The 24,107-nt window shown below is 37.6% G+C and carries 23 protein-coding genes; 14 read left to right on the top strand and 9 right to left on the bottom strand.

The window, feature by feature from the left end; translation table 11 throughout:
• Positions 1–29: 29 nt before the first annotated feature.
• Together ABS768_RS15315 and ABS768_RS15310 are read left to right on the top strand one after the other, a co-directional pair.
• Positions 30–419 carry a DUF4878 domain-containing protein gene (locus ABS768_RS15315; RefSeq protein WP_408075826.1) on the top strand — a complete coding sequence of 130 codons (390 nt, stop codon included), beginning with the start codon at positions 30–32 and terminating at the stop codon, positions 417–419.
• A gap of 63 nt (positions 420–482) precedes the next feature.
• Complete coding sequence (locus ABS768_RS15310; protein ID WP_408075825.1) at positions 483–1,112, top strand: hypothetical protein; 630 nt, start codon at positions 483–485, stop codon at positions 1,110–1,112.
• A gap of 145 nt (positions 1,113–1,257) precedes the next feature.
• Here the strand turns inward: ABS768_RS15310 and ABS768_RS15305 are convergent, their stop codons facing one another.
• The gene (locus ABS768_RS15305) at positions 1,258–2,889 is read right to left on the bottom strand and encodes a hypothetical protein (protein WP_408075824.1); all 1,632 of its coding nucleotides are present in this window, start codon (positions 2,887–2,889) and stop codon (positions 1,258–1,260) included.
• A gap of 194 nt (positions 2,890–3,083) precedes the next feature.
• Here ABS768_RS15305 and ABS768_RS15300 point away from each other — a divergent pair, with 194 nt between their 5' ends.
• The 8 genes from ABS768_RS15300 to ABS768_RS15265 all read left to right on the top strand — a co-directional run bounded on the left by ABS768_RS15300 (position 3,084) and on the right by ABS768_RS15265 (position 12,584).
• Positions 3,084–3,758 carry a response regulator transcription factor gene (locus ABS768_RS15300; protein ID WP_408075823.1) on the top strand — a complete coding sequence of 225 codons (675 nt, stop codon included), beginning with the start codon at positions 3,084–3,086 and terminating at the stop codon, positions 3,756–3,758.
• Positions 3,759–3,760: 2 nt separating this feature from the next.
• On the top strand, positions 3,761–5,134 hold the full coding sequence (locus ABS768_RS15295; protein ID WP_408075822.1) for a sensor histidine kinase: 1,374 nt from the start codon (positions 3,761–3,763) through the stop codon (positions 5,132–5,134).
• Positions 5,135–5,236: 102 nt separating this feature from the next.
• Positions 5,237–5,953 carry a hypothetical protein gene (locus ABS768_RS15290; RefSeq protein ID WP_408075821.1) on the top strand — a complete coding sequence of 239 codons (717 nt, stop codon included), beginning with the start codon at positions 5,237–5,239 and terminating at the stop codon, positions 5,951–5,953.
• A 25-nt stretch (positions 5,954–5,978) separates the two neighbouring features.
• Positions 5,979–6,932 (top strand): bestrophin family protein, encoded by a 954-nt coding sequence (locus ABS768_RS15285; protein ID WP_408075820.1) that lies wholly within the window; start codon positions 5,979–5,981, stop codon positions 6,930–6,932.
• Positions 6,933–7,061: 129 nt separating this feature from the next.
• Entirely contained in the window at positions 7,062–7,937 is an 876-nt protein-coding gene (gene fabD / locus ABS768_RS15280) for an ACP S-malonyltransferase (protein ID WP_408075819.1), read from the top strand.
• A gap of 160 nt (positions 7,938–8,097) precedes the next feature.
• Positions 8,098–8,736, top strand: a complete 639-nt coding sequence (locus ABS768_RS15275) for an HdeD family acid-resistance protein (protein ID WP_408075818.1) — start codon at positions 8,098–8,100, stop codon at positions 8,734–8,736.
• A gap of 104 nt (positions 8,737–8,840) precedes the next feature.
• The gene (locus ABS768_RS15270) at positions 8,841–11,573 is read left to right on the top strand and encodes a DEAD/DEAH box helicase family protein (RefSeq protein WP_408075817.1); all 2,733 of its coding nucleotides are present in this window, start codon (positions 8,841–8,843) and stop codon (positions 11,571–11,573) included.
• Positions 11,574–11,642: 69 nt separating this feature from the next.
• Positions 11,643–12,584, top strand: coding sequence for a hypothetical protein (locus ABS768_RS15265; protein ID WP_408075816.1), 942 nt, complete (start codon positions 11,643–11,645; stop codon positions 12,582–12,584).
• A 13-nt stretch (positions 12,585–12,597) separates the two neighbouring features.
• Here the strand turns inward: ABS768_RS15265 and galE are convergent, their stop codons facing one another.
• The 3 genes from galE to ABS768_RS15250 are packed head-to-tail and all read right to left on the bottom strand — an operon-like array spanning position 12,598 to position 15,172.
• Entirely contained in the window at positions 12,598–13,614 is a 1,017-nt protein-coding gene (gene galE, locus ABS768_RS15260; protein WP_408075815.1) for a UDP-glucose 4-epimerase GalE, read from the bottom strand.
• A 14-nt stretch (positions 13,615–13,628) separates the two neighbouring features.
• Positions 13,629–14,042: a hypothetical protein gene (locus tag ABS768_RS15255; protein ID WP_408075814.1), complete on the bottom strand. Its 414-nt coding sequence runs from the start codon at positions 14,040–14,042 to the stop codon at positions 13,629–13,631.
• Positions 14,042–15,172 (bottom strand): DegT/DnrJ/EryC1/StrS family aminotransferase, encoded by a 1,131-nt coding sequence (locus tag ABS768_RS15250; protein ID WP_408075813.1) that lies wholly within the window; start codon positions 15,170–15,172, stop codon positions 14,042–14,044. The genes ABS768_RS15255 and ABS768_RS15250 overlap by 1 nt, the downstream gene beginning before the upstream one ends.
• A 100-nt stretch (positions 15,173–15,272) precedes the next feature.
• Here ABS768_RS15250 and ABS768_RS15245 point away from each other — a divergent pair, with 100 nt between their 5' ends.
• On the top strand, positions 15,273–16,502 hold the full coding sequence (locus ABS768_RS15245; protein WP_408075812.1) for a 3-deoxy-D-manno-octulosonic acid transferase: 1,230 nt from the start codon (positions 15,273–15,275) through the stop codon (positions 16,500–16,502).
• Positions 16,502–16,954, top strand: coding sequence for a GNAT family N-acetyltransferase (locus ABS768_RS15240; RefSeq protein WP_408075811.1), 453 nt, complete (start codon positions 16,502–16,504; stop codon positions 16,952–16,954). The genes ABS768_RS15245 and ABS768_RS15240 overlap by 1 nt, the downstream gene beginning before the upstream one ends.
• Before the next feature lie 134 nt (positions 16,955–17,088).
• Here the strand turns inward: ABS768_RS15240 and ABS768_RS15235 are convergent, their stop codons facing one another.
• Both ABS768_RS15235 and ABS768_RS15230 read right to left on the bottom strand, forming a co-directional pair.
• A complete protein-coding gene (locus tag ABS768_RS15235; RefSeq protein ID WP_408075810.1) occupies positions 17,089–17,523 on the bottom strand; it encodes a carboxymuconolactone decarboxylase family protein in 435 nt (144 codons plus the stop codon).
• An 80-nt stretch (positions 17,524–17,603) separates the two neighbouring features.
• Positions 17,604–18,176 carry a Crp/Fnr family transcriptional regulator gene (locus tag ABS768_RS15230; RefSeq protein ID WP_408075809.1) on the bottom strand — a complete coding sequence of 191 codons (573 nt, stop codon included), beginning with the start codon at positions 18,174–18,176 and terminating at the stop codon, positions 17,604–17,606.
• Positions 18,177–18,297: 121 nt separating this feature from the next.
• Between ABS768_RS15230 and ABS768_RS15225 the strand changes: the two genes are divergently transcribed.
• Positions 18,298–20,442, top strand: coding sequence for a S46 family peptidase (locus ABS768_RS15225; RefSeq protein ID WP_408075808.1), 2,145 nt, complete (start codon positions 18,298–18,300; stop codon positions 20,440–20,442).
• Positions 20,443–20,702: 260 nt separating this feature from the next.
• Complete coding sequence (locus ABS768_RS15220) at positions 20,703–20,900, top strand: hypothetical protein (protein WP_408075807.1); 198 nt, start codon at positions 20,703–20,705, stop codon at positions 20,898–20,900.
• 451 nt (positions 20,901–21,351) lie between these two features.
• Here the strand turns inward: ABS768_RS15220 and ABS768_RS15215 are convergent, their stop codons facing one another.
• The 3 genes from ABS768_RS15215 to ABS768_RS15205 form a co-directional block, all read right to left on the bottom strand.
• Positions 21,352–22,272 carry an NPP1 family protein gene (locus tag ABS768_RS15215; RefSeq protein WP_408075806.1) on the bottom strand — a complete coding sequence of 307 codons (921 nt, stop codon included), beginning with the start codon at positions 22,270–22,272 and terminating at the stop codon, positions 21,352–21,354.
• 281 nt (positions 22,273–22,553) lie between these two features.
• Positions 22,554–23,057 carry a TlpA family protein disulfide reductase gene (locus tag ABS768_RS15210; protein ID WP_408075805.1) on the bottom strand — a complete coding sequence of 168 codons (504 nt, stop codon included), beginning with the start codon at positions 23,055–23,057 and terminating at the stop codon, positions 22,554–22,556.
• Between the two features lie 17 nt (positions 23,058–23,074).
• On the bottom strand, positions 23,075–23,893 hold the full coding sequence (locus tag ABS768_RS15205; protein WP_408075804.1) for a hypothetical protein: 819 nt from the start codon (positions 23,891–23,893) through the stop codon (positions 23,075–23,077).
• Positions 23,894–24,107: the final 214 nt, after the last annotated feature.

Here is a 24,107-nt window from a genome sequence, read left to right as displayed (position 1 = left end):
TACTTTTACAGAAACAAACCAACAAATAAATGAAACAATTAAAATTAGCCGCACTGGCTGTGGTATTATCCCTTTCACTTTCTTCATGTTCAGGCAATGGCCCTGAGGATACTGCTAAAAAATTTATTGAGTATACCAATCAGGGAGAGTTTAGCAAAGCTAAAGAACTAAGTACCGATAAAACAGCTGCTATGCTTGGAATGGCCGAAGGTTTTGCACAAGGTAAAATGGAGGAGATGAAAGAAAGAAATAAAGATGTAAAAGTAGAAATTACCTCATCTGAAGTAAATGAAGACAAAGCTACCGTTAAATTTAAGCTTACCGGAGGTGAAAACACTGAAGGTAGTGAAAATCAACTTAATCTTGTAAAGGTTGATGGTAAGTGGAAAGTAGACATGAATAAAGAAGGAGCAAGATAATTGCTGTCTAAATACTTTTTAATAAAGCATTACCGGGCCCTGAAACTTTTTACAGGACTGGTAATGCTTTTTATTTTTGCTATTATAGTTTATAAATCGGTTTTTTACTTTGATAAACAGTCAGAAAGCAAATTGGTTAAACTGCACGAAAACACTTCACGCCTAAATAACCTTGAGATATCTTTAATTAAAGAAGGAGATTTTATACTACGCAAAGGATTTGGGCATTTTAGTGATTTTATAGCGCAAAACCTCAATCATGGTTCATACGACATCACCCATTGCGGTATTATTATAAAAAAAGATAATGAGTTTTATGTAGTACATTCCCTATCGTCAGACGTATCGGATATTGACGGCGTACAGGCACAGCTTCTTGAAACCTTTTTATCCTACAGTACCCCGCAAAAAATTATCATTACCAGAACTATAAACACTACCGATACCATAGGGCACAACATAGCATTACAGGCAGCACATTATTGCAAACTACAGATTCCGTTTGACAGCCAGGGTACTATTGATGATTCCGGTTCTTTTTACTGCACCGAACTTATTTGGCATATACTGGAAAAGGATTTGCAACTCGTAAAACTCCCTGAAGAACATGAGGAACGAAAAAAGTTTTTTTATGCTTTAGAAAACATTTACAGTACTGATTATTTCGACATCATTATTAATCAGTATCAATAAAACTAAACTAGTCGAAAATGTCATTCTGAACGTAACAGAACGGAGTGAAGAATCTCAAACCATTAAGAGATTTTCCTGTCGTCAAAATGACAAAAACCGAATTAATCAGTATCATTAAAAAAGACCGGATAAACCGGCCTTTTCATTATTTTTTAATTCCTAGTTTGAGGTTATCAAAGGTAGAAACATTTATCACGTCTTCCACATCATTATCAAACGATATGGTAATACTGTCTCCTTCCTTGGTTACCGGAAGTTCGTTAGACAACTGTGACGACCCAATAAATATTTTAGAACTGCCATCAACAGTAAAGTAATAAAAACTGTTTCCGTTTTTAATATCACTTTGTATTCGGGATATCACAGTAGTTAAGTTTGTACGGGTATCTTCAGCGTCAGGGTTAATACGGTTACCCGACATGTTGTATACATTCTTATAAGCCATAAGTGCTTCAGGCATAGTATTACCCACCCCTACTATAGTATAATCACCTATTGCAACCATAGCATACATTTTTACAAGTCCGCCACCGTCTTTTAAGGTCATAACATAAGTTGGAATCCCGTTTATTGTATAAGGCACAGGCAGGGAAGCATGATAGCGTTTTTCCTGCACTTTACCCTCTGCCGATTTTTGTGCGGCATATTCGGTTGCACCACTCTGTTTATAAAAAGTAGTTTCCTTGGTGCGGGTATCAACCAGTACAAAACCTACCGCCGACTCATCTTTACCTACTGATGATACTCCGGTGTACCAATACGGCCTGCCATCTTTACCATAAACCAGGGTAAGGTCTTCGGTAATCATTAATTTATCTTCATTACTCCAGTTCCAGTAACCATGAACATATTCGCCCCAGTCGGACAACTGGTCTATAACAAACGAAATAGGCTGTATTCTGTCAATCCATAATGGGGTATCGGCTATGCCATACTCTTTTATTACTCCGGTTTGTGCATCAATTACCACAACACCAACAGCATCGTTACCGGAAAATCCTATTTCCTTATCGTATTTTGAGGCTACCCAAAAAGGATTACCTTCATTATCTACCTCAAAAATAAACTTAGTTAGTCCAGTCGTAGCATAGCCATTAAAATAAGCATGCCTGTCTACCCTGCTGCCAAAGTATGCTTCGGGCTGATACTTTATCTTAATATCTTTTCCGTTTAGTTTTTGTACCAACCTTACATCACGTTCGTTTGTTGCCGACACCATAACATAACCATCGGTACCCTCGGTATTATTAAGCCATTTAAAAAAGCCCGAATGTAAAAGCGGAGCAACCCAAAACAGGTCGTCTCCTACTTTTTGGATAAAAAATTCTCCAAGTTCACTCTTACTTCCCAATGCCGGATCTGACCCTATGATTTTCTCTCCTAAAAGAGACGCAAGTTCTTCGTCTACCACCCTAACCTTGTCTATGGATATAGGTGCTATATGGTTAGACATAGTATTACCTGTTTCTACCTCACCAATAAGTTCCCTGTACGACTCGCTATGAAATATTGGGCTACCTGTAACAAAAGGCAATACAATCACATAAATAAGCAGTATTGGAATTAGCCTAAACAAAAACTTTTGCAGCTTATTAAATTTAAATTTCACCTTATCTTTAGATGCGTTTACCTGAGCCGTAAGCAAGTTTCCTAAAATAATTAGAAAAATTAGTATAACGGCAAAACCTGTAAACCTGTAATTGACTACGGGAAGAGTTGTATAAAAAATTAAAAATCCTATGAGTAATACAAATATTACTGCTATTGGTTTTCTCATGATAATTGTTTTGGTTTGTTTATTTATAGGTAGAAGAAATACTCAAAACGTTACATTTTTAGGCTTATATTTCGGCATTAAGCCCGGTATGTCCCCTGTTACTGTGAATTTCATAAAAATTTGCTGCCTATTATAATTTGCAAATAATTAAGAATTCAATTCTTACTTTTGTAAAAACGCCCTGTTAATTATATATGAAACTGCTAGTAGTAGAAGACGAACCTCAACTCCTCTCCATTATCCGTAAAGGACTTTCGGAAAAAAACTACGACGTGAGTGCTGCACTCGACGGCACTACTGCATTAGATATGATTAACAATAACAGGTTTGACGTGGTAGTACTGGATGTAATGCTACCCGATATTAACGGTATAGAAATTTGCCGCAGGCTAAGGGCTTCAGGCAACTTTGTCCCCATACTTATGCTAACTGCCTTAAACAGCAGTGAGAATATTGTTACCGGACTCAATGCGGGTGCCGATGATTATATGTCAAAACCATTTAAGTTTAGCGAGCTTGAGGCGCGTATAAATGCACTGGCACGAAGAGCAGGGCAGGACCAGAAACCTGCAGAGATTATTACTATTGCCGACCTGGAGATAGACCGCAGGGCAAAAACTGTTAAACGCAGCGGTGACCTTATTACGCTTACAGCAAAAGAGTTTAAGTTACTATACTACCTTGCCAAGAATACCGGTATTACGCTCTCCCGCGAAAAAATACTGGACAATGTATGGAACATTAACTTTGACATGAATACCAATGTGGTTGATGTATACATTAACTATCTGAGAAAGAAAATAGACAAGCCTTATACGATTAAACTAATACATACCATTAAAGGACTGGGCTACATTTTAAAACCCTGATTATGCAAATTAAAAAGAAAATTACTATTACCTATATTGTCCTTTCCGGGGTGAGCACACTGGCATTATGCCTGCTTGTGTTCTTTCTTTTTAAGCAAAATAATCAGTACTACTTTTTAAAAAGGCTACAGGACAGGGCTAAAATTGTAGCTTCCATACATTACCAGCACGACCCTATGAAGGCCGAGTATTACAAGAACCTTAAAAAAAACGGACTTGAGGAACTTATTAATGAAGATGATTTTGTGCTTAAGGTAAACGGTGAAGATACTTTTGAATACAATACCAAGCTGGATTTACCTTCGGAATTTTATGCTGATGTAATGAAAAACGGATCCAGTTGGACTGTAAACAGTGAGCATCAATACTATTATGCACAAATTTTTAAGGAATCAGGGCAACGCTACATGGTAATTGTTACTGCCCGCGACAGGCGTGGTAACACCAGTTTAATATACATTAGCCGCATACTTATTTTCGGCGGACTGGCCTTTATAATAATAGCCTACTTCTTTGGGCGCTTTTTAGCTACAAGGTTTATTAATCCGGTTTCAAGAATAACGAAAGAGGTAAAACGCATTAGCGCCTCTAATTTACACAATCGCCTTCCGGAGACTGAGGAATCTGATGAACTGGCCGACCTTACCCGTACCTTTAACGATATGCTGGACAGGCTGGAAACCTCGTTTGAAATTCAGGCCAACTTTATAAACAATGCCTCACACGAATTAAAAACTCCTATAACCACCATTATAGCCGAAACCGAAATTGCCCTTTTAAAAGAAAGAGAAACCGAAGAGTATATTACTTCATTAGAAAACATTAATAAGCAGGCTTCACGCCTTGGCAACCTTACTGAAAGCCTTTTAAAACTTACCCAAACCGGATATGACGGCAAAAAGCAGGTACAGGATATTGCCCGTGTAGATGAAGTTTTAATGGATGTAAAATGTGACCTTGATAAAATTTACCCCAATAACAGGGTAACTATAAACCTTAATAATTTACCCGAAGACGATTCGCTTTTAATGCTGCCCTGCAACAGGCCTTTACTGGAGCTGGCTATAGGTAATATTATTACAAACGGAGTAAAATACTCTGATAACGAAGAGGTTTTTGTAACCCTCACAGCCAATAAAGAAAATATTAAAATAAGTATTACCGATATTGGTATTGGTATCCCCCCTGAGGATATCCCTTATCTTTACGAACCTTTCTTTAGGGGTAAAAAGGCCGCATCAAAATATGTTGGCTATGGTTTAGGACTTCCTTTGGCCATGAAAATCATCCGTATGCATGGCGGCGAACTTTTAATCCAGTCGGAATCCGGTAAGGGAACAGTGGTTAACATTGTATTTACCACACCTCAACATTAAAAACTCTAATATAAAATCTTATTAAATTCTAATATTGTTTTAAATCCGTTTTAAGACAGGAGTTGTTGTTTTGTATGTGTAAACCGAAAAGATTTATGCATTATGAAAAACATACTGATTCCTACTACGGTAGAAAATGACATCCTAACCGCGGTAAAAACAGCAGTAAAGTATACTACAGGTACTAATTGCAGTATTGTTTTAATGATGCTGCAAAAAATCCCAAACGCTTATTCTGCTTCTCAATTCCTAAGGGAAACAACTCCTTCCTGCACACCTGCACAAAACTCGTTATTAAACCAGTGCAGGGAGGTTGTTACCCAAACCGGTAATTGCAGGCTCTTAATACATCACCAATATGGTATGTCGGCACCATTATTAAAAAACTTAATGGAGCATTTGGATACTGATTTGGTTATACTTACCAGATCGTACAGAGAAGAAAAAAACAGTCTTCATACCACTTACCGACAGCTACTGCTTAACAGCAAATATCCTATTCTTCATTTAGGAAACGAAAGTGAGGAATACAACTTCAATAAAGCCATGTATTTGGAATACCCTAAAGTTGATCTTGGCATACATGAAGTACAAAAACTGATTAACGAGCAGTTTTCATTTAAAATTGTAAGTCAGGCTAAAATTGAAGAGAGTATAGACGAGATGGTTCCGCATATAGCCGAGACCATTTCAAAAAACAATATAGATATACTGATTGAAGCGCGAAGGACCGCAAAGAGAAGCGGAAGAAAAGAACAGTCAGTTAACCACAATTTGGGATTACCACTACTTTCTGTCCATGCAGAAACGGTAACATAATCCCGGATTATTAAACACTACCGCTATGCTATTAAAGAAAAAAATACCAATGAAATATGTATTGGGCAAGATTAAAGTTGAGCTTAGTCTGGTACTTTTATATACTATAGGTTTTGAGCTAGTACATCATTACTACCATGCCCTATCTATAGACATTCCTATTGCAGTACCTACCATTATAGGTACCATTATATCGTTACTGCTGGCCTTCAAGTCCAATCAGGCTTACGACCGTTGGTGGGAAGCCCGTATTGTTTGGGGTGCTATTGTAAACGATTCACGTACACTTATAAGGCAGGTAATAGGATTTTACAAAGACCCGGACTTTTCTGTAGAAGCAAGCGACTTTAAAGAGCGTTTTGCAAAAAGACAGGCCGCATGGTGCTACAGCCTTGGAATGTCACTTAGAGGGAAAGATCCGTTACCACCTATAAAATCATTGCTTAGCGATGAGGAGTACAATTTTGTAAAAAAGCATAAGCATGTCCCAAATGCGCTTTTGCTATTACACGCAAAAGAACTTAAAAAGGCAAACAATCAGGATAGGATTAATGTATACCAACAGGTAGAGATTGACAACACCCTTAGCAGGCTGTGTGACAGTATGGGTAAATGTGAGCGTATTAAAAACACGGTATTCCCTACCACATATAGTATGTATATAAGGTTTACACTATTGTTATTCTTAACCCTACTTCCGTTTGGCCTTACTGATTTCCTTGGATGGTTACAAATACCACTGGTAACTACCATTGGTGCTGCATTCTTCCTTATTGAGAAGATGGCTATACACCTACAGGATCCGTTTGAAAACAGAGCTACTGATACCCCCATGATATCCATATCAAATAATATAGAAAAAAACCTGCTGCAAATGGTGCACGAGTACAGGGACGAACACAATGCTGACGACGATATGTTTGAGAGCCCTAAGCTAAATCATATGCAGCCCGAGAAGAATGCCTATTTTGTCTTATAGTTTTGTAAGACGCTTCATAGACGTTTGGTTAGCGTTTGCCGCCCCTTTCCCCGGGGCGGTTTTTTTATGGTATAGTTTAGTTGTGAAAAAGTTATATTTTTGTTGCAACAAAACAAAACTGAAAACAACATGAAAGCATATGTATTTCCGGGTCAGGGTGCCCAGTTTACAGGAATGGGTAAAGAGCTTTATGAAAACTCTCCCCTTGCAAAGGAACTATTTGAAAAAGCTAACGATATACTTGGATTCCGTATAACAGATATTATGTTTGAGGGTACTGCAGAGCAGCTTAAGGAAACTAAGGTTACACAGCCTGCCGTATTCCTTCATTCGGTTATATTAGCAAAAACTTTAGGTGAAGATTTCAAACCTGAAATGGTTGCGGGTCACTCGTTAGGTGAATTTTCGGCACTTGTAGCTGCAGGAGCTCTTACTTTTGAAGACGGACTTAAACTTGTTTCACAACGTGCTATGGCAATGCAAAAAGCATGTGAAATAACACCTAGCACTATGGCTGCTGTATTAGGACTTGAAGATAAAGCTGTTGAGGATATTTGCGAACAAACCGAAGGTGTTGTGGTCGCTGCAAACTACAATTGCCCGGGCCAGCTTGTAATTTCTGGCGAGACTACTGCTGTAGAAAGAGCTTGTGAGGCACTTAAAGCCGCCGGAGCAAGAAGAGCACTTATACTACCCGTAGGTGGTGCATTCCACTCTCCTATGATGGAACCTGCAAGAGAAGAACTTGCTGCTGCTATAGAGAAAACACAATTTGCTACACCGGTATGCCCGGTATACCAAAACGTACCTGCAACAGCAGTAACTAACCCAGATGAGATTAAACAAAACCTTATCATCCAGCTTACAGCTCCGGTAAAATGGACGCAAAGCGTACAAAACATGATTACCGACGGTGCTACCCTGTTTACAGAGGTTGGCCCTGGTAACGTGTTACAGGGTCTTGTAAAGAAAATAAATAAAGAGGCTGAGACTGCTTCAGCTTAATAAAATTTCTACTTTTTTGAAGCCCCCGTTATTTATAATAACGGGGGCTTTTCGTATATTTATAGTACGCAACAGCGTCACTTACCACTATTTATAAATGTTTTTGAAAAGAGAAGCCGAAAACTTTACAGAGTAGGCATTATTATATACAACCAAACACATGAAAACATTTTTAAAAACCGTAAACAATGCCATTAAGTATTGGTATATCTTTTTAATTATAGGGATTTTATTTACAGCATTGGGATTTTATGTATTTGCCACACCCCTAAAATCATTTATAACACTGGCGCTGTTTTTCAGTCTGTCGTTTATCTTCAGCGGACTTTCAGAAATCATGTTTGCCTCCTTTAACCGTAAGGAAGTAGACAACTGGGGGTGGATACTGGCCTCTGGAGTAATAAGCTTACTACTGGGCATTATTATGACAGTAAGACCCGAAATATCTATGGCTACACTGCCGTTTTACATTGGCTTTATAGTGCTTTTTCGTTCGTTTATGGCAATAAGTACCGCCATAGACCTTCAAAATTATGATGCATCAAATTATAACGGACTGTTACTTCTGGGTATACTTGGGCTTATTTTCTCGTTTGTTATGCTATGGAATCCCATTTTTGCCGGAATGACACTCGTTTTCTGGACCGGTGCCGCCCTGCTTTCCATAGGTATTTATAATATGTTTTTGGCCTTTAAACTTAGGCGCATCCACAAAACGCATCAGGAAATATCAGATGAGCTTAAAGAAAAACTCCATCAGATAAAAAAAGAAATACACGAAGAACTGAAAAGCAAATAATAACCGTTTACTTACGCCTATCATCCCTTTCGCTACCACGAAAGGGATTTTTATTTTTTATATATTGCCGTACCTTTAATAAACCCGAAAATACACACTATACTTTGAACGAATTTCCGCTCCACACCAAATTCAAATATCCCTGGCGAAAATATCAGGAAAGAGTGCTTCATGAACTGGAAGACCATCTATACAACAGGCACCTGCATGTTATTGCACCTCCGGGATCAGGTAAAACCATACTGGGTCTGGAAGTAATGAAAAGGCTTAACCGCCCTACCCTCGTACTTGCCCCAACCATAGCAATCAGAAACCAGTGGATTTCACGATTTTGTGAGTTATTTCTTGACACAGATGTTGTGCCCGATTGGATTTCACGCGATATAAAAAAACCTAAGTTCCTTACCATAAGTACCTATCAGGGTATGCATGCCGCCTGTAACAACAGGCAGGAAAGGGAAGAAGATATCGCCGAGGAAGAGGAAAATGGTTATAAGGAGGAAAAAAGTACAAATGAGAACCTTATTAAAATTGTTAGCGGATTAAAAGCTAAAAATGTAAAAACCATTGTAATTGATGAGGCTCACCACCTGAAAAACGAATGGTGGGATACACTTACCAAAATCAAAAAACAACTGGATCCTGTAATAGTAGCCCTTACAGCTACACCTCCATATGATGTTACACCTGCGGAATGGGAACGCTATACCGAACTGAACGGACCGGTAGACACCGAAATTACAGTACCCGAACTGGTAAAGGAAAACGACCTTTGCCCACATCAGGACTATATATTCTTTACACTACCGTCGCAAACAGAACAGGAGAGTATTGAAAAATTCAGGAACAAAGTACAGCAGGCTGTATCCTCAATAAGGGAAGATGCTATTTTTGTCAAAGCCCTTGAAAACCTGCCTGCCTATGCTAACCCTAAGGATAACATTGAATGGATTTACGACAACTTTGAGATTTACATAAACATCCTGATATTCTTCAATAGCATTGGCAAAACAATAGATTCTTATCATTTTGAAGTAGTAGGTGATAATACCATCAACATACCTGAACTTGATAATGACCGACTCATATCCCTGTTACAGTATTACCTTTTTAAAGAAAAAGAACTTTTTGAGGGATATGAAGAACATAAGGAGTCAATGCTAAAAATGCTGAAGCATTATGGTGTAACCCAGAAAAAAACCATAAGCTTTGAGCTTGACAGGAGAGCTTCTGCAAATCTTACTTCAAGTATCAGCAAATTGGATGGTATTAAAAAAATAGCCAATTTAGAATTCGGCAATCTGAAGAAAGATCTAAGAATGGTTATCCTTTGTGATTTCATCCGTAAGGAGTTTTACGTATCGGGGGAAGTTAATGATAAAAAGCTGGATAAAATTGGCGTAATGCCTGTTTTTGAAAAACTAAGAAGAGACAATCCTGATAATATTAAACTGGGTGTACTTACCGGCTCGCTCATTATTATCCCAAAAACAGCTTATAACTCCTTTAAGGAGAAAACTGAAAAATACAATCTAAAAGAGGTCAGTTGCACACCTGTCCCTTTTGATGATAATTATGTTTTAATAGTTCCAAACGAACAGCTAAAACACAACATTGTTACCATAATAACCCAAATATTTGAGGAAGGTAATATTGAAATTCTTACAGGAACAAAATCCTTGCTGGGTGAAGGCTGGGATGCGCCCTGTATAAATACGCTTATACTGGCAAGTTTTGTTGGTTCGTTTGTACTCTCAAACCAAATGAGGGGAAGGGCCATACGGGCACAAAAAGGGAATACCGACAAAACAGGTAATATATGGCATCTGGTATGTATAGACCCAACAGAACAAAATGGTGGTAATGACCTTAATATGCTCCAAAGGCGCTTTAGGGGATTCATAGGAATTTCTTTTAAAGATAATGAAGGAATAGAAAACGGCATAACACGACTTAACATCCCTAAAAACATCTATAAGGGAGAAGTTATAAATGCCAAAAATGAAGAGATGTTCTCTTATGCTTTAAAAAGAGATTTATTAAAAAACCGCTGGCATGAGGCAATTGATAAAGGAGTAAGCCTGGTAGAAGAAATAACAATACCATATACACTGCCTCAGAAACATAAAGAGAAAACCATACGCCAGTTAAAAGATCTTTACTTTAACAGGACAATAGGCTATTTAATAGCACAACTTTTTTCGGGGATAATATTATATCTTACATCATCATTTGAAGCTCTTGGACGTACCGCCAAAAACATCAAAACATGGACAGACTTTTACCTATTCCTTTCCCTATTTGTAGGGATTGGTTTTGTAACACTGGGCAGGCAGGCATATAAAACCTTTAAGGTTTACATTACCTATCGTGATATAACAAAGGATATACAACAAATAGGTCAAACCGTTCTTAAAAGTCTTATTGATGCAGGTTGTATACATACACCGAGTAACAGAACCAGAGTAATAACCGATATTGGGAAAGACGGCGCCATGTTTTGCTTCCTAATGGGAGGTACATCTTTTGAGAAATCGGTTTTCATAGAATCGCTTATGGAGATACTTGCGCCTATTGACAGTCCGCGTTACATAATAATCAGGAAAAGTAAAAAAGGAATGATTATGCAAAAGGATTATCATGCCGTACCTGAAATAATAGGACGAAATAAAAAGCTGGCGCAAAGTTTTAAAGATTTCTGGACTGAATATGTAGGCGAATGCGAACTGGTATATGTAAGAACTCCCGAAGGACGAAAAACACTTTTGAAATCAAGAGTACAATCGTTATCAGCCCAGTTTGACCCCAAACCTGAAAGAGGTAACAAGTGGCGATAATAACATAGTAATAACACACTTACACGCAACCTTTAATGCTATTGCTAATCTTATTAGCAAACGTCTTCTATGAAAAAGCTATTGATAGCATCATTACTGCTATGCCTTACCTCATGTGCTACAATTACCAACTCCAGAACCTATCCGTTAAAGGTAAATACCAATACCCAAAACGCATCGGTAAAAGTGCATGACAGCGTTTACAAGCTACCTACAGAAGTTGAGGTGAAAAGAAGCAACAAACCGCTAAAGGTTACCCTTACTTACGATACTATAACAAGGGACTATACCATAAAATCCAAATTAATGTCAAAAAGCAGTTTGGACAATATTATATTTTTAGGTCTTTACCCTGAAGCCCTTCTGGTGGATATACTTACCAAGAAAGGCTATTACTATGGGGATGAACTTTTTCTGGATATTTATGATTCTCTACCCGAAGTGAAACGTATAGTATCAGGAAAAAAATATATCGCTAACGAAAAAAATAGTTTTAATGTTGACATATCTGTTCCTTATGCCAATATTTTTCTTCTTCAACCCGAAAGTGAAGGGGTAAAAAAAGGAGCAGGTTTTTTTGGGCTTACTCTTGGCGCTGAATATTTTTATAAGAAAAACAAGTATGTAAAATTAAATATTGGTGCTATTTCTAATTTTCCTATTCCATTCCCTGTACCTTTAATAAATGATGGAGAAGTGGAGACCTTAGTATCCCTCTACTCTACTTTTACCGATAATTATCAGCTAAACCGTTTCAGTTTAGGCTATGGTATTAGTTATTCTTTTTACAGATGGGATTACGATTTTGGTGACGATAATTATACAAATCAAAAAGACAAAAGCGTAAAAGGACATGGCATTGGACTATCTTTCAATACCTATTACAGAGTAGGTAAGTGTTTTCACATAGGATTTGTATACAATTCTACTTTTGTTAGTATATATCCACAAACAGAGCTGCTTTACCAGCATACCATAAGTTTTGATCTCTTATGGAAAATACAGATCTAAAAAAAATAAGGGGTTATTTACCCCTTACTTTCTGTTCCCATTTCCAGGCCGATGCCAGCGCGTCATCAAGGGAGAGCTCTGACTTCCAGCCTAAAACATTATTTGCTTTTGCAGTATCAGCATAGGCTTCGGCTACATCACCCGCCCTGCGATCTACTATTTTGTAATTAAGTTTTTGTCCGCTTACTCTCTCAAAGGCATTAATAACTTCAAGCACCGAGTTTCCTTTACCCGTACCCAGGTTAAACACCTCAACCTTTTGGGCATTCTTTTTATCAATAAGGCGTTGTAAAGCTAACACGTGAGCCTTTGCCAAATCTACCACATGTATATAATCGCGTACACAGGTACCATCGGTGGTTGGGTAGTTATTACCAAAAACCGAAAGCTGTTCCCTTATACCTATAGCTGTTTGTGTAATAAACGGCACAAGGTTTAAAGGAACCCCAAGCGGGAGTTCTCCTATATTAACCGAAGGGTGTGCCCCAACCGGATTAAAATAACGCAACAACACAGAGTTGATTCCACTTACTTTAGCCACATCCTTAATAATCTCCTCACCTATTTGTTTGGTATTACCATAAGGCGACAGTGCTCCCTGTATAGGTGCTCCCTCAGTAATAGGCATTTTTTCTGCTTGCCCGTAAACAGTACATGACGAACTGAAAATAAAATAAAATTCCTGTTTCTTTTGCAGTTCCTGTAAAAGATATACCAGCGAACCTATATTATTTTCATAATACAGTAACGGATTTTCCACACTCTCACCAACAGCTTTTGAAGCTGCAAAATGGATTATACCTGTAACATCCGGATATTTTACAAAGAAGTCTTTTACTGCCTGTTTTTCACGCAGGTCTATTTTTTCAAACTCCGGCTTCTTTCCGGTTATTGCCTCTATACCGTTAAGCACATCTAACGATGAGTTAGAAAGGTCGTCTATAACTACCACATCAAAACCTTCGTTTTGCAGCTCAACAACAGTATGCGAACCTATAAAACCTAAGCCCCCTGTTACAAGTATTTTCATTTTATATTGATTGGTTATTTATGCTTTATCGAAAAATCAAACAGTTTATTACCCTCATTGTCGTTGTAATTGTAGTTAAGCTCTACATTATGCTTCCTGAAAACTTCCATACCATCGTCAGCATCAAGTCCCTTTTGGGCATTAACTTCAAGTCTGTTTTTAGCCTCTTTTAAATTGACTTTATTATTGGCAACATCCAACGTATAGTAATATTCAATACTAAGCGGATCTTTTTCAAAAACCGTACTATCCAATGTAGTTATCCTGTCTACCTTAACCGGGCACTCCTTATTAATTTCGATTACCATGTCAGCAAGCTTCTTTTCAGGATTATCCCTAAACATATTGGCTACCAAAACGGCAACAAAACTCCCCATAAAAACAGCCACAAAGGCTGCTGTCTTATTTTTCTTTTTTTTCTGATTCATTAAGTAAGGAATTCCAATACCGTATCAGTTATAAATTTAATTTGCTCGTCATTAAGCTCAGTATGCATAGGTAGTGACATTACCTCATCAACCAGTTGATTGGTTACGGTAAAGTCGGCCTCATTATATCTTTCGTCAAGGTATGCCTTTTGCCTGTGTAGCGGTATAGGATAGTATATAGCACAAGGAATTCCTCTTTCCTGAAGGTGCTTCATTAAAGCATCTCTTTGTCCGTTAAGTATCCTTAGGGTATACTGGTGGAACACATGGCTGTCCTTATCCCCTTTTGTAACTGGGGTAACAATATTAGCATGACCTGCAAAAGCTGCATTGTACTTTTCGGCAGCAGCCTGTCTTGCCTCATTGTATGAATCCAGTAACGGAAGCTTAGCGTTAAGTACAGCAGCCTGTACACTGTCTAATCTTGAGTTTACCCCTACCACATCATGGTGGTAACGCTCATACATACCGTGATTCACTATACCTCTTATAACATGTGCCAGTTCATCATTGTTGGTAAAAATAGCACCACCGTCACCATAACAACCCAAGTTTTTTGACGGGAAGAAAGAAGTGGAAGCCACATCACTTATAGCACCAACTTTCTTTTTAGATCCGTCGGCATATTTATAGTTTGCACCTATAGCCTGTGCGTTATCTTCAATCACATAAAGGTTATGTTCTTTGGCAATTGCCATAATAGCCTCCATATTGGCCGCCTGTCCAAAAAGGTGTACCGGAACAATAGCCTTTGTTCTTGGAGTAATAGCATTGCGAATTGCTTCTATAGAAATATTAAAAGTATCCGGTTCTACATCTACCAGTACCGGTGTTAGCTGTAATAAAGCGATAACTTCTACCGTAGCGGCAAAAGTAAAATCGGCTGTGATAACCTCATCACCCGGTTTAAGCCCAAGGCCCATCATGGCAATTTGTAAAGCATCGGTACCGTTAGCACACGGAATAACATGTTTTACATCAAGATATTCTTCAAGATTCTTTTGAAACTCATGTACCTGAGGTCCGTTTATATATGCGGTATTGTCTAAAACTTCCTGAATAGAATTATTTACTGTATCTTTGATTTTATCGTATTGACTCTTAAGGTCAACCATCTGTAATTTTCTCATCTGCCTGTTAAATTTAAGCCATAGCAAAACTACTAATTTAATGGCTGCCTGCCAATGAAAATAATATAAAGTATTAATTTAGCAGCTCAATATTTCTGTTATGTTTTTTCTGTACAACCTGCTTACCCTACTTACCGGATTCCTATTAAAAATCGTTGCTCTTTTCAGCCACAAAATCAGGCTTTTTGTAGACGGAAGGAAAACCGTTTTCAACACGCTGCAACAAAATATAAGTCCGGAGGATAAAACCATTTGGTTCCATTCGGCCTCACTGGGCGAATATGAACAGGGGCTACCGGTTATGGAAAAGATAAAACAACAGTATCCTGACCATAAAATAGTACTTACTTTTTTCTCCCCGTCGGGCTATGAAATCCGTAAAAATACCAAAGCCGCCGATGTGGTGGTATACCTTCCGTTGGACACTGCTGCCAATGCTAAAAAATTCATAATGATGGTACATCCAGATATGGCTTTCTTTATTAAATATGAATTTTGGCCTAATTACCTTAAAGAACTCAAAAAGGCTAATACGCCTACTTACCTTATATCAGGGCTTATGCGTAAAGATCAGGTATTCTTTAAATGGTATGGAGGTTTTTACAGAAAAGCACTGCAAACCTTTACCCGCTTTTTTGTTCAGGACAACAGTTCTAAAGAACTGTTACAGGGTGCAGGCTTCCATAATGTAATGATAAGCGGCGATACCCGTTTTGACAGGGTTAGCGAAATACTGGAACGCGACAACTCCCTACCGTTTGTACAGGAGTTTAAAAACAATAAAATCACTATGGTCGCAGGCAGTTCATGGCCGAAAGACGAAAACATGTTTACAGATTTTATTAATTCGTCAAATAACACTAAATTTATAATAGCTCCACACAACATAAAAACCGAGCAGATACAGGAGCTTAAAAACAGTATTACCAAAAAAACCGTACTGTTCTCTGAAAAGGAAGGTAAAAATCTTGCCGAATATGATGTTTTCATTATTGACACCATAGGCATATTAAGCAAAGTATACAGCTATGCTGATCTGGCTTATGTAGGTGGAGGATTCGGGACTTCGGGGCTACACAATATACTGGAACCTGCCGCTTTCGGCATTCCTATTGTAATAGGCCCTAACCATAGTAAGTTCCCTGAGGCAATTGCCATGATACACATGGGCGGATGCATTGCCGTGAAGGATAAAACAGAGATGGAAGAAACACTTTCATCACTTGTATATGATGATGACTACAGACGCGAAAAAGGCCATATTGCAGGTACTTTCGTTTTCATGAACCGCGGAGCGGTAAAACGTATTATGAGTAACATTTCTAACTGATGCCCGTTACCTTTAAACCCGTAAGGGTTACCGATATTGACCGTACTGTTGCCATGATGCAGGATTTTTATGCCATAGATAATTATCCTATAGACCCTTTTGTTTCCAAATCACTCCTAAAGGAATTTATAGAAAATGAGGAACTGGGCAGAAGCTGGCTAATTTTAAACAATGATGAGGTTGTGGGATATGTAATCCTGACCTTTATTTTCAGTTTTGAATACAAAGGCCGTATTGCATTTCTGGACGAACTATACATAGCACCCGCAGGGCGTGGTAAAAGCATAGGCAAACAAACAGTAGATTTTATACACGAACAAGCGCTTGACCTAGCCATAAATGTGATTTACCTTGAAGTAGAAGGACACAATACCATAGCCCAAAAACTATATCTCTCTAAAGATTTCACCATACACAACCGCAAGCTGATGAAGCTTACCGTAAAAAAATAAAAAGTAGTTTCAGTTTGTCATTTTAAGCGTAACGAAGTGAAGTCGAAAAATCTCAATGTTTTATAATAAGAGATTTCTCCTTTCGTCGAAATGACACATATCCTGAAACTACTTTTTTAGCTTTAGCTATAAAATTATTCAGGCATTAAATGTGTAGAGATAGACATGCGGTTCCAACCATTAATAGCCACTATTGCTATAATAGCTACAGCAATATATTTCACCCCTAAAAGATTCACAGCATCCTCATAGGTAGTATCGCTAACACGTCCTGTTATATTTGTAACCTCTTCGGTAAGGGCAAGCAACGCTCTCTCTTCAGGAGTAAAGTAGTTAGTGTCCCACCATGCATTAAGTGCATAAATACGTTTTTCGGTTTCCCCGTCTTTCCTTGCTTCTTCGGTATGCATATTAATACAAAAGGCACAACCATTTATTTGTGAAGCTCTTATTTTTATAAGGTGTTTATGAGCCTGAGTAAGCTCACTACCATTAATGTATTTTTCCAACCCAAACATAGCTTTGTAGGCATCGGGCGCTACAATTCCTAAATTCATTCTTGTTTTCATAATAACTGTATTTTAATTTGTTAGGACAAAGTTCCTGTACAGCGACTACAAAAAACTTAAAGTAGTTTAAGAAAACACATTTAATCCTTTTTTGCCCTGAGCATACTTAAAAATTCGGGAGTAAAACCAAGGTAAGATGCCACAAGGTATTGCGGAACCCGTTGTACAAATTCGGGATAGTGCTCCGAAAAATGCCTGTAGCGTTCTTCTGCCGAGAAGTTGAACATATAATGAGTACGCATAAGAGAAGCTGCATATGCCTTTTCCAGCACTAGTCTGAAATACCGTTCCATTTGCGGAAGCTCTTTTAGTAGCTGTTCCTGCTCCGTTTCACCTATCATTACTACCTGTGTAGGTTCTACAGCCTGTATACTACACTTGGCTGGCATATTGGTGTTGAAGGTAAAATAATCAGTAATCCACCATCCTTCAATAGCAAAATGAATTACCTGCTCCACTCCTTTCTCATTAAGGGTATATATGCGCACCACCCCGCTGTTTATAAAATACTTACCCGTACACATTTCGCTTTCCTCAAACAGGTGTTGCTTTTTAGCATAATCCTCTATTTTGAGATAAGAGCACAATACCTTTTCCTCCTCTGGTAAAAGAGGTACAAACCGTTTTACATGGGCAATTATTTTATCGAACATTTTTTAACAGATTACCAATAATACCGAAAGATATAACACATATAGCAAACAAAAACACCTATTACGCTATTTTGTTTCAAAAATTGTAACTTGCGTCCACTAAACTTTTTTAAGAAACACTATGAAATTTTTACGACTGCTTGTCCTTTTACTGGTAATCCCTGCCTATGCGCAACAGGGAGGCATGTGGATACCGTCCCTGCTTAAAGGAATGAACGAGAAAGAAATGAAAAGCCTGGGCATGAAAATGTCGGCTTCAGACATTTATGATGTAAACCATTCCAGCCTTAAAGATGCCGTACCTCAGTTTAACGGAGGGTGTACATCGGAAGTTATATCACCAAACGGGCTGTTATTAACCAACCACCACTGTGGTTATGGCGAAATACAGGCTCACTCCACCGTAGAGCATGATTACCTTACAGATGGTTTTTGGGCAATGACACTGGAAGACGAGCTTCCAAACCCAGACCTTGAGGTTACCTTTATAGTAAAAATAGAAGATGTGACCACACAGGTATTAAACGGAACATCTACTATTACCGATGAAGAGGCTAAGCAGAAAAAAATTCAGGAAAATATAGCTAACGTAACTAAAAATTCTCCAAAAGAAAGCTGGCAGGAAAACAGGGTACGTACTTTTTATGAAGGTAACCAGTACATGCTTTTTGTAGTAGAATCGTATACCGATGTTCGCCTTGTGGGGGCGCCACCGTCATCAATAGGTAAGTTTGGTTCTGACACTGATAACTGGGTATGGCCAAGACATACGGGAGACTTCTCTATGTTCAGGATATATGCCGATAAAAACAACCGTCCGGCACCTTACTCTAAAGATAACGTACCGTACAAACCTAAGCACTACTTCCCTGTTTCTATAGGAGGAATAAAGGAAAACGACTTTACGCTTGTATTCGGTTACCCGGGAAGAACTACAGAATATCTTCCTTCGGTTGCTGTAGAGCAGATTTTAAGCAGCCTTAATCCTGCAAAAATCGAAATAAGGGACGAAGCCCTAAAAGTGACCGACAGTTTTATGAGAAGAGATCCTGCCATTAAAATACAATATGCGGCAAAATATGCCCGTATTGCCAACTACTGGAAAAAATGGATAGGAGAATCTCAGGGTCTTGAAAAAACCAATGCTGTAGCTGCAAAAAAAGCTTATGAAAAAAACTTTATGCAACAGGTTAACAAAACCGGAAAACAAAACGAGTACGGCAACCTGTTTAATGACTTTGAGGCAAAATATAACGAAATTGCACCTTATGCCCTTAGCAGGGATTACTTCCTGGAGGTTGTATTAAGAAATACCGAACTGTTAACTGTAGGTTTCAGGTTATATCAGTTAGAACAGGTATACAACATGAGAGGCGAGCAATCGTTTAATGACCGTAAGAATAATACACTTACCGCCCTTGAAGGAACTTACAAAGACTTCAATAAAAACGTAGACGAAAAGGTATTTGAAAAGCTAATCGAGCTATACGCTACAAAATCACCTAAACAGTTCTTACCTGCAGGGCTTATTAATGCTGATTATAAGCTTTTAACCAAAAACATTTACGGAGAGTCTAAACTCACCAGCTACGATGGTGTGAAAGAGCTTTTAAGCGGTGATGCCAAAGAGGTTATGGAAAAACTGAATAATGATAAAGGTTTCCAGCTTGTAAAAGCCATATCAGACGCTTTCATTACCAATGTTAACCCTAAATACGAACAGATAAACCTTGAGATAGAAGCATTACAACGTACCTATATGAAAGGTATTTTAGAGCTTAGCCCTAAAGATGCGCGTATTTTCCCTGATGCTAACAGTACACTAAGGGTAACCTATGGTAAGGTTAAAGGATACTCTCCAAGAGATGCTGTTTACTACGAGCCTGTAACCTACCTTGACGGTGTTATGGAGAAATATGTTCCGGGTGATTATGAGTTTGATGTTCCGCAAAAGCTTATTGACCTGTATAACAAAAAAGATTTCGGGCAGTATGGTGAAAACGGAAAAATGCCTGTATGCTTTATAGGTACAAACCACACTACAGGAGGTAACTCGGGTAGCCCTGCTATAGATGCAAAAGGTAACCTTATAGGGTTAAACTTTGACCGCGTTTGGGAAGGCACAATGAGTGATATTTACTATGATCCTTCTATTTGCCGAAATATTATGGTAGACATGCGTTATGTACTGTTTATTATAGACAAATATGCAGGTTGTACCCGCCTTATTGATGAGATGGAAATTGTAAACAAAAGAAAAAAATAAGGGTTCGGGTTAACCTTACAAAAACAAAGTACACAGCTAAAAAACACCTTTAAGAATCTTTTTAAGTACACAGTCTCAAAAACCCTGTGTTTATACCGAAAACAATGCATTTAAAAGCCTGAATTTCAAGTATAAAAGATTTTTAAAAATTTTAGCAGTATTTATTTTGTGATGTCAAAAAATTTATATCTTTGCTTCGAATTAATAATTAACCTTTATAATTTAGTAAGATGAAAAAAGTTGTTTTAAGTCTAGCTGTTATGGCTATGATCTCTTTCGTTTCTTGTAAAGAAACTGCAAAAGAAGAAGGTACAGAAGCTCAAACTGAAGAAGTTGCTCCAGAAGCTACTACTGAAGAAGTTGCTCCAGAAGCTGCTCCTGAAGTTGCTAACGATTCTACTCCTGCTGCTGAAGAAGTTCACACAGAAGAGGCTCACGCTGAAGAAGCTGCTCACTAAGATTTTAGTAAGTAAAAGCATAAAAGCCCCGCAATTGCGGGGCTTTTCATTTTAGTAAACCTAACAAACACATCAAAAATCAAAATTTGATAATTTACTTGCTACAGTCCGGCTATGCTTAATACTACAGCCTGCTGCAACAGGCCACAATCACAACCGAGTTTATGGCAATATCTTTTAGTCTTTTCAGTTTATTCATGATGGTAAAAAAGGGAATGTCGCGGATAAAACCTCCTTTAACCTGTTGATATTAAGTACCTCCATCCTTTAAAAAATACTATTTAAAGAGGTTACCAAATTGTTAAATCAGGATTACTGTTCTTTAAACCCTTAAAAAACAAACTTTTTGGTAAAACAGTCGCATAAAAAAACTGCCTTCGTAACGAAGACAGTCTTATTCTTTTCTTTATAAAATACTGAATCAGGTCGTGGTATAAATCTTTATAATTTGTTAGTTGATGCTTCCTATAATAACATTGTTACCAAAGTCACACTGGCTGCAGCCATCGGTACCAAAAAGTCCGTCAGTACCCTTACAGGCAGCAAAATTCCAGAAATCACGGGTACGGAAAAGAGGCCCTTTACCTGAAGATCCCCATGTACCGCTAAAGTTAAATTCGGTTTTTTCGCAAGACATAGCTACCAAATCATTCCAGGTGCCATATTCGTCGCCGGCATCAGCAGGGTTTCTGTAATCACCATAGTAAGTACACTCATAACCAAAGAAGCTTGAAGAACGTGAGTTATGGTACATACCATGTGCTTTTTTACCTACATAAGCAACTACTGTAGTACCTGTAGATACATTTCTCCAGTCTTTAGTATACCAGCCACCATGCTGAAAATAAGTAACAGTAATTATTTTTTGAGTCGATTTTTTAACCTGTAGCACAATATGCTCCCAGTCATAATCGTGACCTCCCTGCCCTATTGCACAAGGCTCCTGGCGTTTGTAAGTAAACCAGTACTCAATAAAAATCTTATCAGAGTCAGACGGGTGCTCCTGCACATCATAATAAGTAGGAAAAACAGGTGCTGTAGGCGCTGTTGCATCTGTAAGCGCAAGCTGACCTTCACACACTTTACCTGCATTGGAAGAACTTGACCATACCGCCTCTACAGAAGCAGGATAATCAGGTGCAGCACGGTCAAATTTAACAAGCGGTGCAAACTGGCTGGCCCAGTTAGCAGCAGTACTACCACTTACTTTTGTAGCACTCTCGCTACAATTACAGTCTAAAAACGGATGAACATTAGTAACTTTTGTATTAAAGGCTACCGTGTTGGTTTCTTCTGTTTCCGGAGTGGAACATTTAACAAAAACAATTGCACTGAACGCTACGATCAGTACTCTTAGAAAATTGGTTTTCATCTTTATAAAAAATTTTTTAGTTGGTTTCAGATTTATAATCCGATTCAATATTTTATAAAGAAGATTTTTACCACGACACTGCAAATAACAGCATATAAAATTAACTAAGCGTCTGCTAAATATTTATAAATCATTACCATTAAGTTAAGTAGGCAAATATTTTTAATTACTAAATCCCATAATCACCTTGACAATAATACAGAGATTTAATTACGGGTAAAACAAAAGCCCCGCTGTAGCGGGACTTTTGTTTATAGATATTTACTATTTACAACCAGATATTACTTTAAAGCTTTTTTTATTGCTTTTCGAAGAGCATTTATTCCTCCCTCAGTATATCCTGATTTCACTTTGATCAAATTACCTTCCTTATCATAAAGGATAACCGTGGGAAACAAACTTATCCCTAAGTCTTCATAAATATTTTCATCTGTTCTATAAGTAGACAAATAATTCATCTTTTTATATTCGATGTATTCGCTTACATCTTCCTGGCCATCAATGTGATTAATTCCAACAACAACCAAATCATCTTTAAATTCTTCCTGTAGCTCTATTAATCCGGGTATAGACTTAACACAATATTTACAGGTCCTGTACCAAAAATCAAGTAACACTACCTTACCTTTTAAATCAGTCAACTTAACCGTTTCACCACTATTAAGTTTAAGTTCCAAATTAGGTATCTGTTTTATATCCTTTTTTGTTTGAGCACTAACACTAAACAGGCCGAATACAGTTAAAAAAAGACTCAATATAATTGTAAAAGAAACTTTTCTTCTCATCGTTATTTAAATTAGAATTAGTTTATTGATTCCTTATTATTAATTTTCTCTTTAAATACTTTGTATCGTTCTGCCAAATTAACAGTTAGATTTTTATCTACTTTAAACTCTTCTAATGAAATCTCAGGATTAATCGCCAGGTATTCAACTTCATAATATTCATATTCTTCCATATTCTCCCATTGCCAAAAAGAAGAACCGCCAGTAGGTAGGTAATCTGACTTACCTATATAAAGCTTTTCAACCCTATTCCTAGCATCTTCATTATCCTTAAAATTAACTGTAATACAGTAAACCGTCTTATTATTAATCATCTCTTCTGTTATCAAAACATTTGCACCCTGAGAATCACCTTTACCGGAAGACTTCCTACTAAATGCAAAATGTTTGCCCAACAACAGGAAATTATAATTATGCACTATTTGCTCTAACTTTCTCTTACCTTTAGCTATATAAGACTCCCTATAAACATCAAGAGAATCAATTAACTTACTTAAATAAAACGCCCTTTTACCATCATATCTCATATATGCAAAACCCTTACCATATGAAGAAGAATATTCTTTATCCACAATATGGTAGGCTTTCAATCTGTCTTTAGGAGCAATATACAATGAGCATATAGCAGTGGTATAAGTAGTATCTTTTTCTGAAAGTCCCTTCTTTTTATGATCTATTTTATAGACCACAGTATTAACTTTCTCAGAAGATTCAAGTACTTTTTTAATTACCTCGGCCGAATCTGTTTTTGAAAGCTGTGATTGAGCATTAGCCGTAAATGAATTCAATAAGGCCATTACAAAGCCCGATAGGAAACATAAATATTTTCTATTCATAGTTTTGGTTTAAATGGTTAGCAATATCGATAATGTAAATTGAAAGTATTGTTTTCAGGTATTTTGAAAACTATCTGCATAAAAGCAGAAATAAGCGTAGGGATTACGCAGTAAAATGCCGGTTGGCAAAATAGGTATTTCATAAGGTGTGATTGTTTGGTTTGCAATAATACAACAAAACCTGTACCATAAACACAAAAAAAACATCACTTTT

The organism is Flavobacterium rhizophilum, assembly GCF_046000485.1.
Classification (GTDB): Bacteria; Bacteroidota; Bacteroidia; order Flavobacteriales; family Flavobacteriaceae; genus Flavobacterium; species Flavobacterium rhizophilum.
Note: the sequence above shows the minus strand (reverse complement) of the source record. Positions and strands in the feature narration are given on the sequence as shown.

Excerpts from the sequence above, each read along its gene's own strand:
- ABS768_RS15295 (WP_408075822.1), top strand. The coding sequence starts at position 3,761 with ATGCAAATTAAAAAGAAAATTACTATTACCTATATTGTCCTTTCCGGG.
- ABS768_RS15285 (WP_408075820.1), top strand. The coding sequence starts at position 5,979 with ATGCTATTAAAGAAAAAAATACCAATGAAATATGTATTGGGCAAGATT.
- ABS768_RS15220 (WP_408075807.1), top strand. The coding sequence starts at position 20,703 with ATGGCTATGATCTCTTTCGTTTCTTGTAAAGAAACTGCAAAAGAAGAA.
- ABS768_RS15290 (WP_408075821.1), top strand. The coding sequence starts at position 5,237 with ATGAAAAACATACTGATTCCTACTACGGTAGAAAATGACATCCTAACC.
- ABS768_RS15305 (WP_408075824.1), bottom strand. The coding sequence starts at position 2,889 with ATGAGAAAACCAATAGCAGTAATATTTGTATTACTCATAGGATTTTTA.
- ABS768_RS15310 (WP_408075825.1), top strand. The coding sequence starts at position 483 with ATGCTTTTTATTTTTGCTATTATAGTTTATAAATCGGTTTTTTACTTT.
- ABS768_RS15255 (WP_408075814.1), bottom strand. The coding sequence starts at position 14,042 with ATGAATCAGAAAAAAAAGAAAAATAAGACAGCAGCCTTTGTGGCTGTT.
- ABS768_RS15275 (WP_408075818.1), top strand. The coding sequence starts at position 8,098 with ATGAAAACATTTTTAAAAACCGTAAACAATGCCATTAAGTATTGGTAT.
- ABS768_RS15300 (WP_408075823.1), top strand. The coding sequence starts at position 3,084 with ATGAAACTGCTAGTAGTAGAAGACGAACCTCAACTCCTCTCCATTATC.
- fabD (WP_408075819.1), top strand. The coding sequence starts at position 7,062 with ATGAAAGCATATGTATTTCCGGGTCAGGGTGCCCAGTTTACAGGAATG.
- ABS768_RS15230 (WP_408075809.1), bottom strand. The coding sequence starts at position 18,176 with ATGTTCGATAAAATAATTGCCCATGTAAAACGGTTTGTACCTCTTTTA.
- ABS768_RS15265 (WP_408075816.1), top strand. The coding sequence starts at position 11,643 with ATGAAAAAGCTATTGATAGCATCATTACTGCTATGCCTTACCTCATGT.
- ABS768_RS15215 (WP_408075806.1), bottom strand. The coding sequence starts at position 22,272 with ATGAAAACCAATTTTCTAAGAGTACTGATCGTAGCGTTCAGTGCAATT.
- ABS768_RS15245 (WP_408075812.1), top strand. The coding sequence starts at position 15,273 with ATGTTTTTTCTGTACAACCTGCTTACCCTACTTACCGGATTCCTATTA.
- ABS768_RS15250 (WP_408075813.1), bottom strand. The coding sequence starts at position 15,172 with ATGAGAAAATTACAGATGGTTGACCTTAAGAGTCAATACGATAAAATC.
- ABS768_RS15205 (WP_408075804.1), bottom strand. The coding sequence starts at position 23,893 with ATGAATAGAAAATATTTATGTTTCCTATCGGGCTTTGTAATGGCCTTA.
- ABS768_RS15235 (WP_408075810.1), bottom strand. The coding sequence starts at position 17,523 with ATGAAAACAAGAATGAATTTAGGAATTGTAGCGCCCGATGCCTACAAA.
- ABS768_RS15315 (WP_408075826.1), top strand. The coding sequence starts at position 30 with ATGAAACAATTAAAATTAGCCGCACTGGCTGTGGTATTATCCCTTTCA.
- ABS768_RS15240 (WP_408075811.1), top strand. The coding sequence starts at position 16,502 with ATGCCCGTTACCTTTAAACCCGTAAGGGTTACCGATATTGACCGTACT.
- ABS768_RS15225 (WP_408075808.1), top strand. The coding sequence starts at position 18,298 with ATGAAATTTTTACGACTGCTTGTCCTTTTACTGGTAATCCCTGCCTAT.
- ABS768_RS15210 (WP_408075805.1), bottom strand. The coding sequence starts at position 23,057 with ATGAGAAGAAAAGTTTCTTTTACAATTATATTGAGTCTTTTTTTAACT.
- galE (WP_408075815.1), bottom strand. The coding sequence starts at position 13,614 with ATGAAAATACTTGTAACAGGGGGCTTAGGTTTTATAGGTTCGCATACT.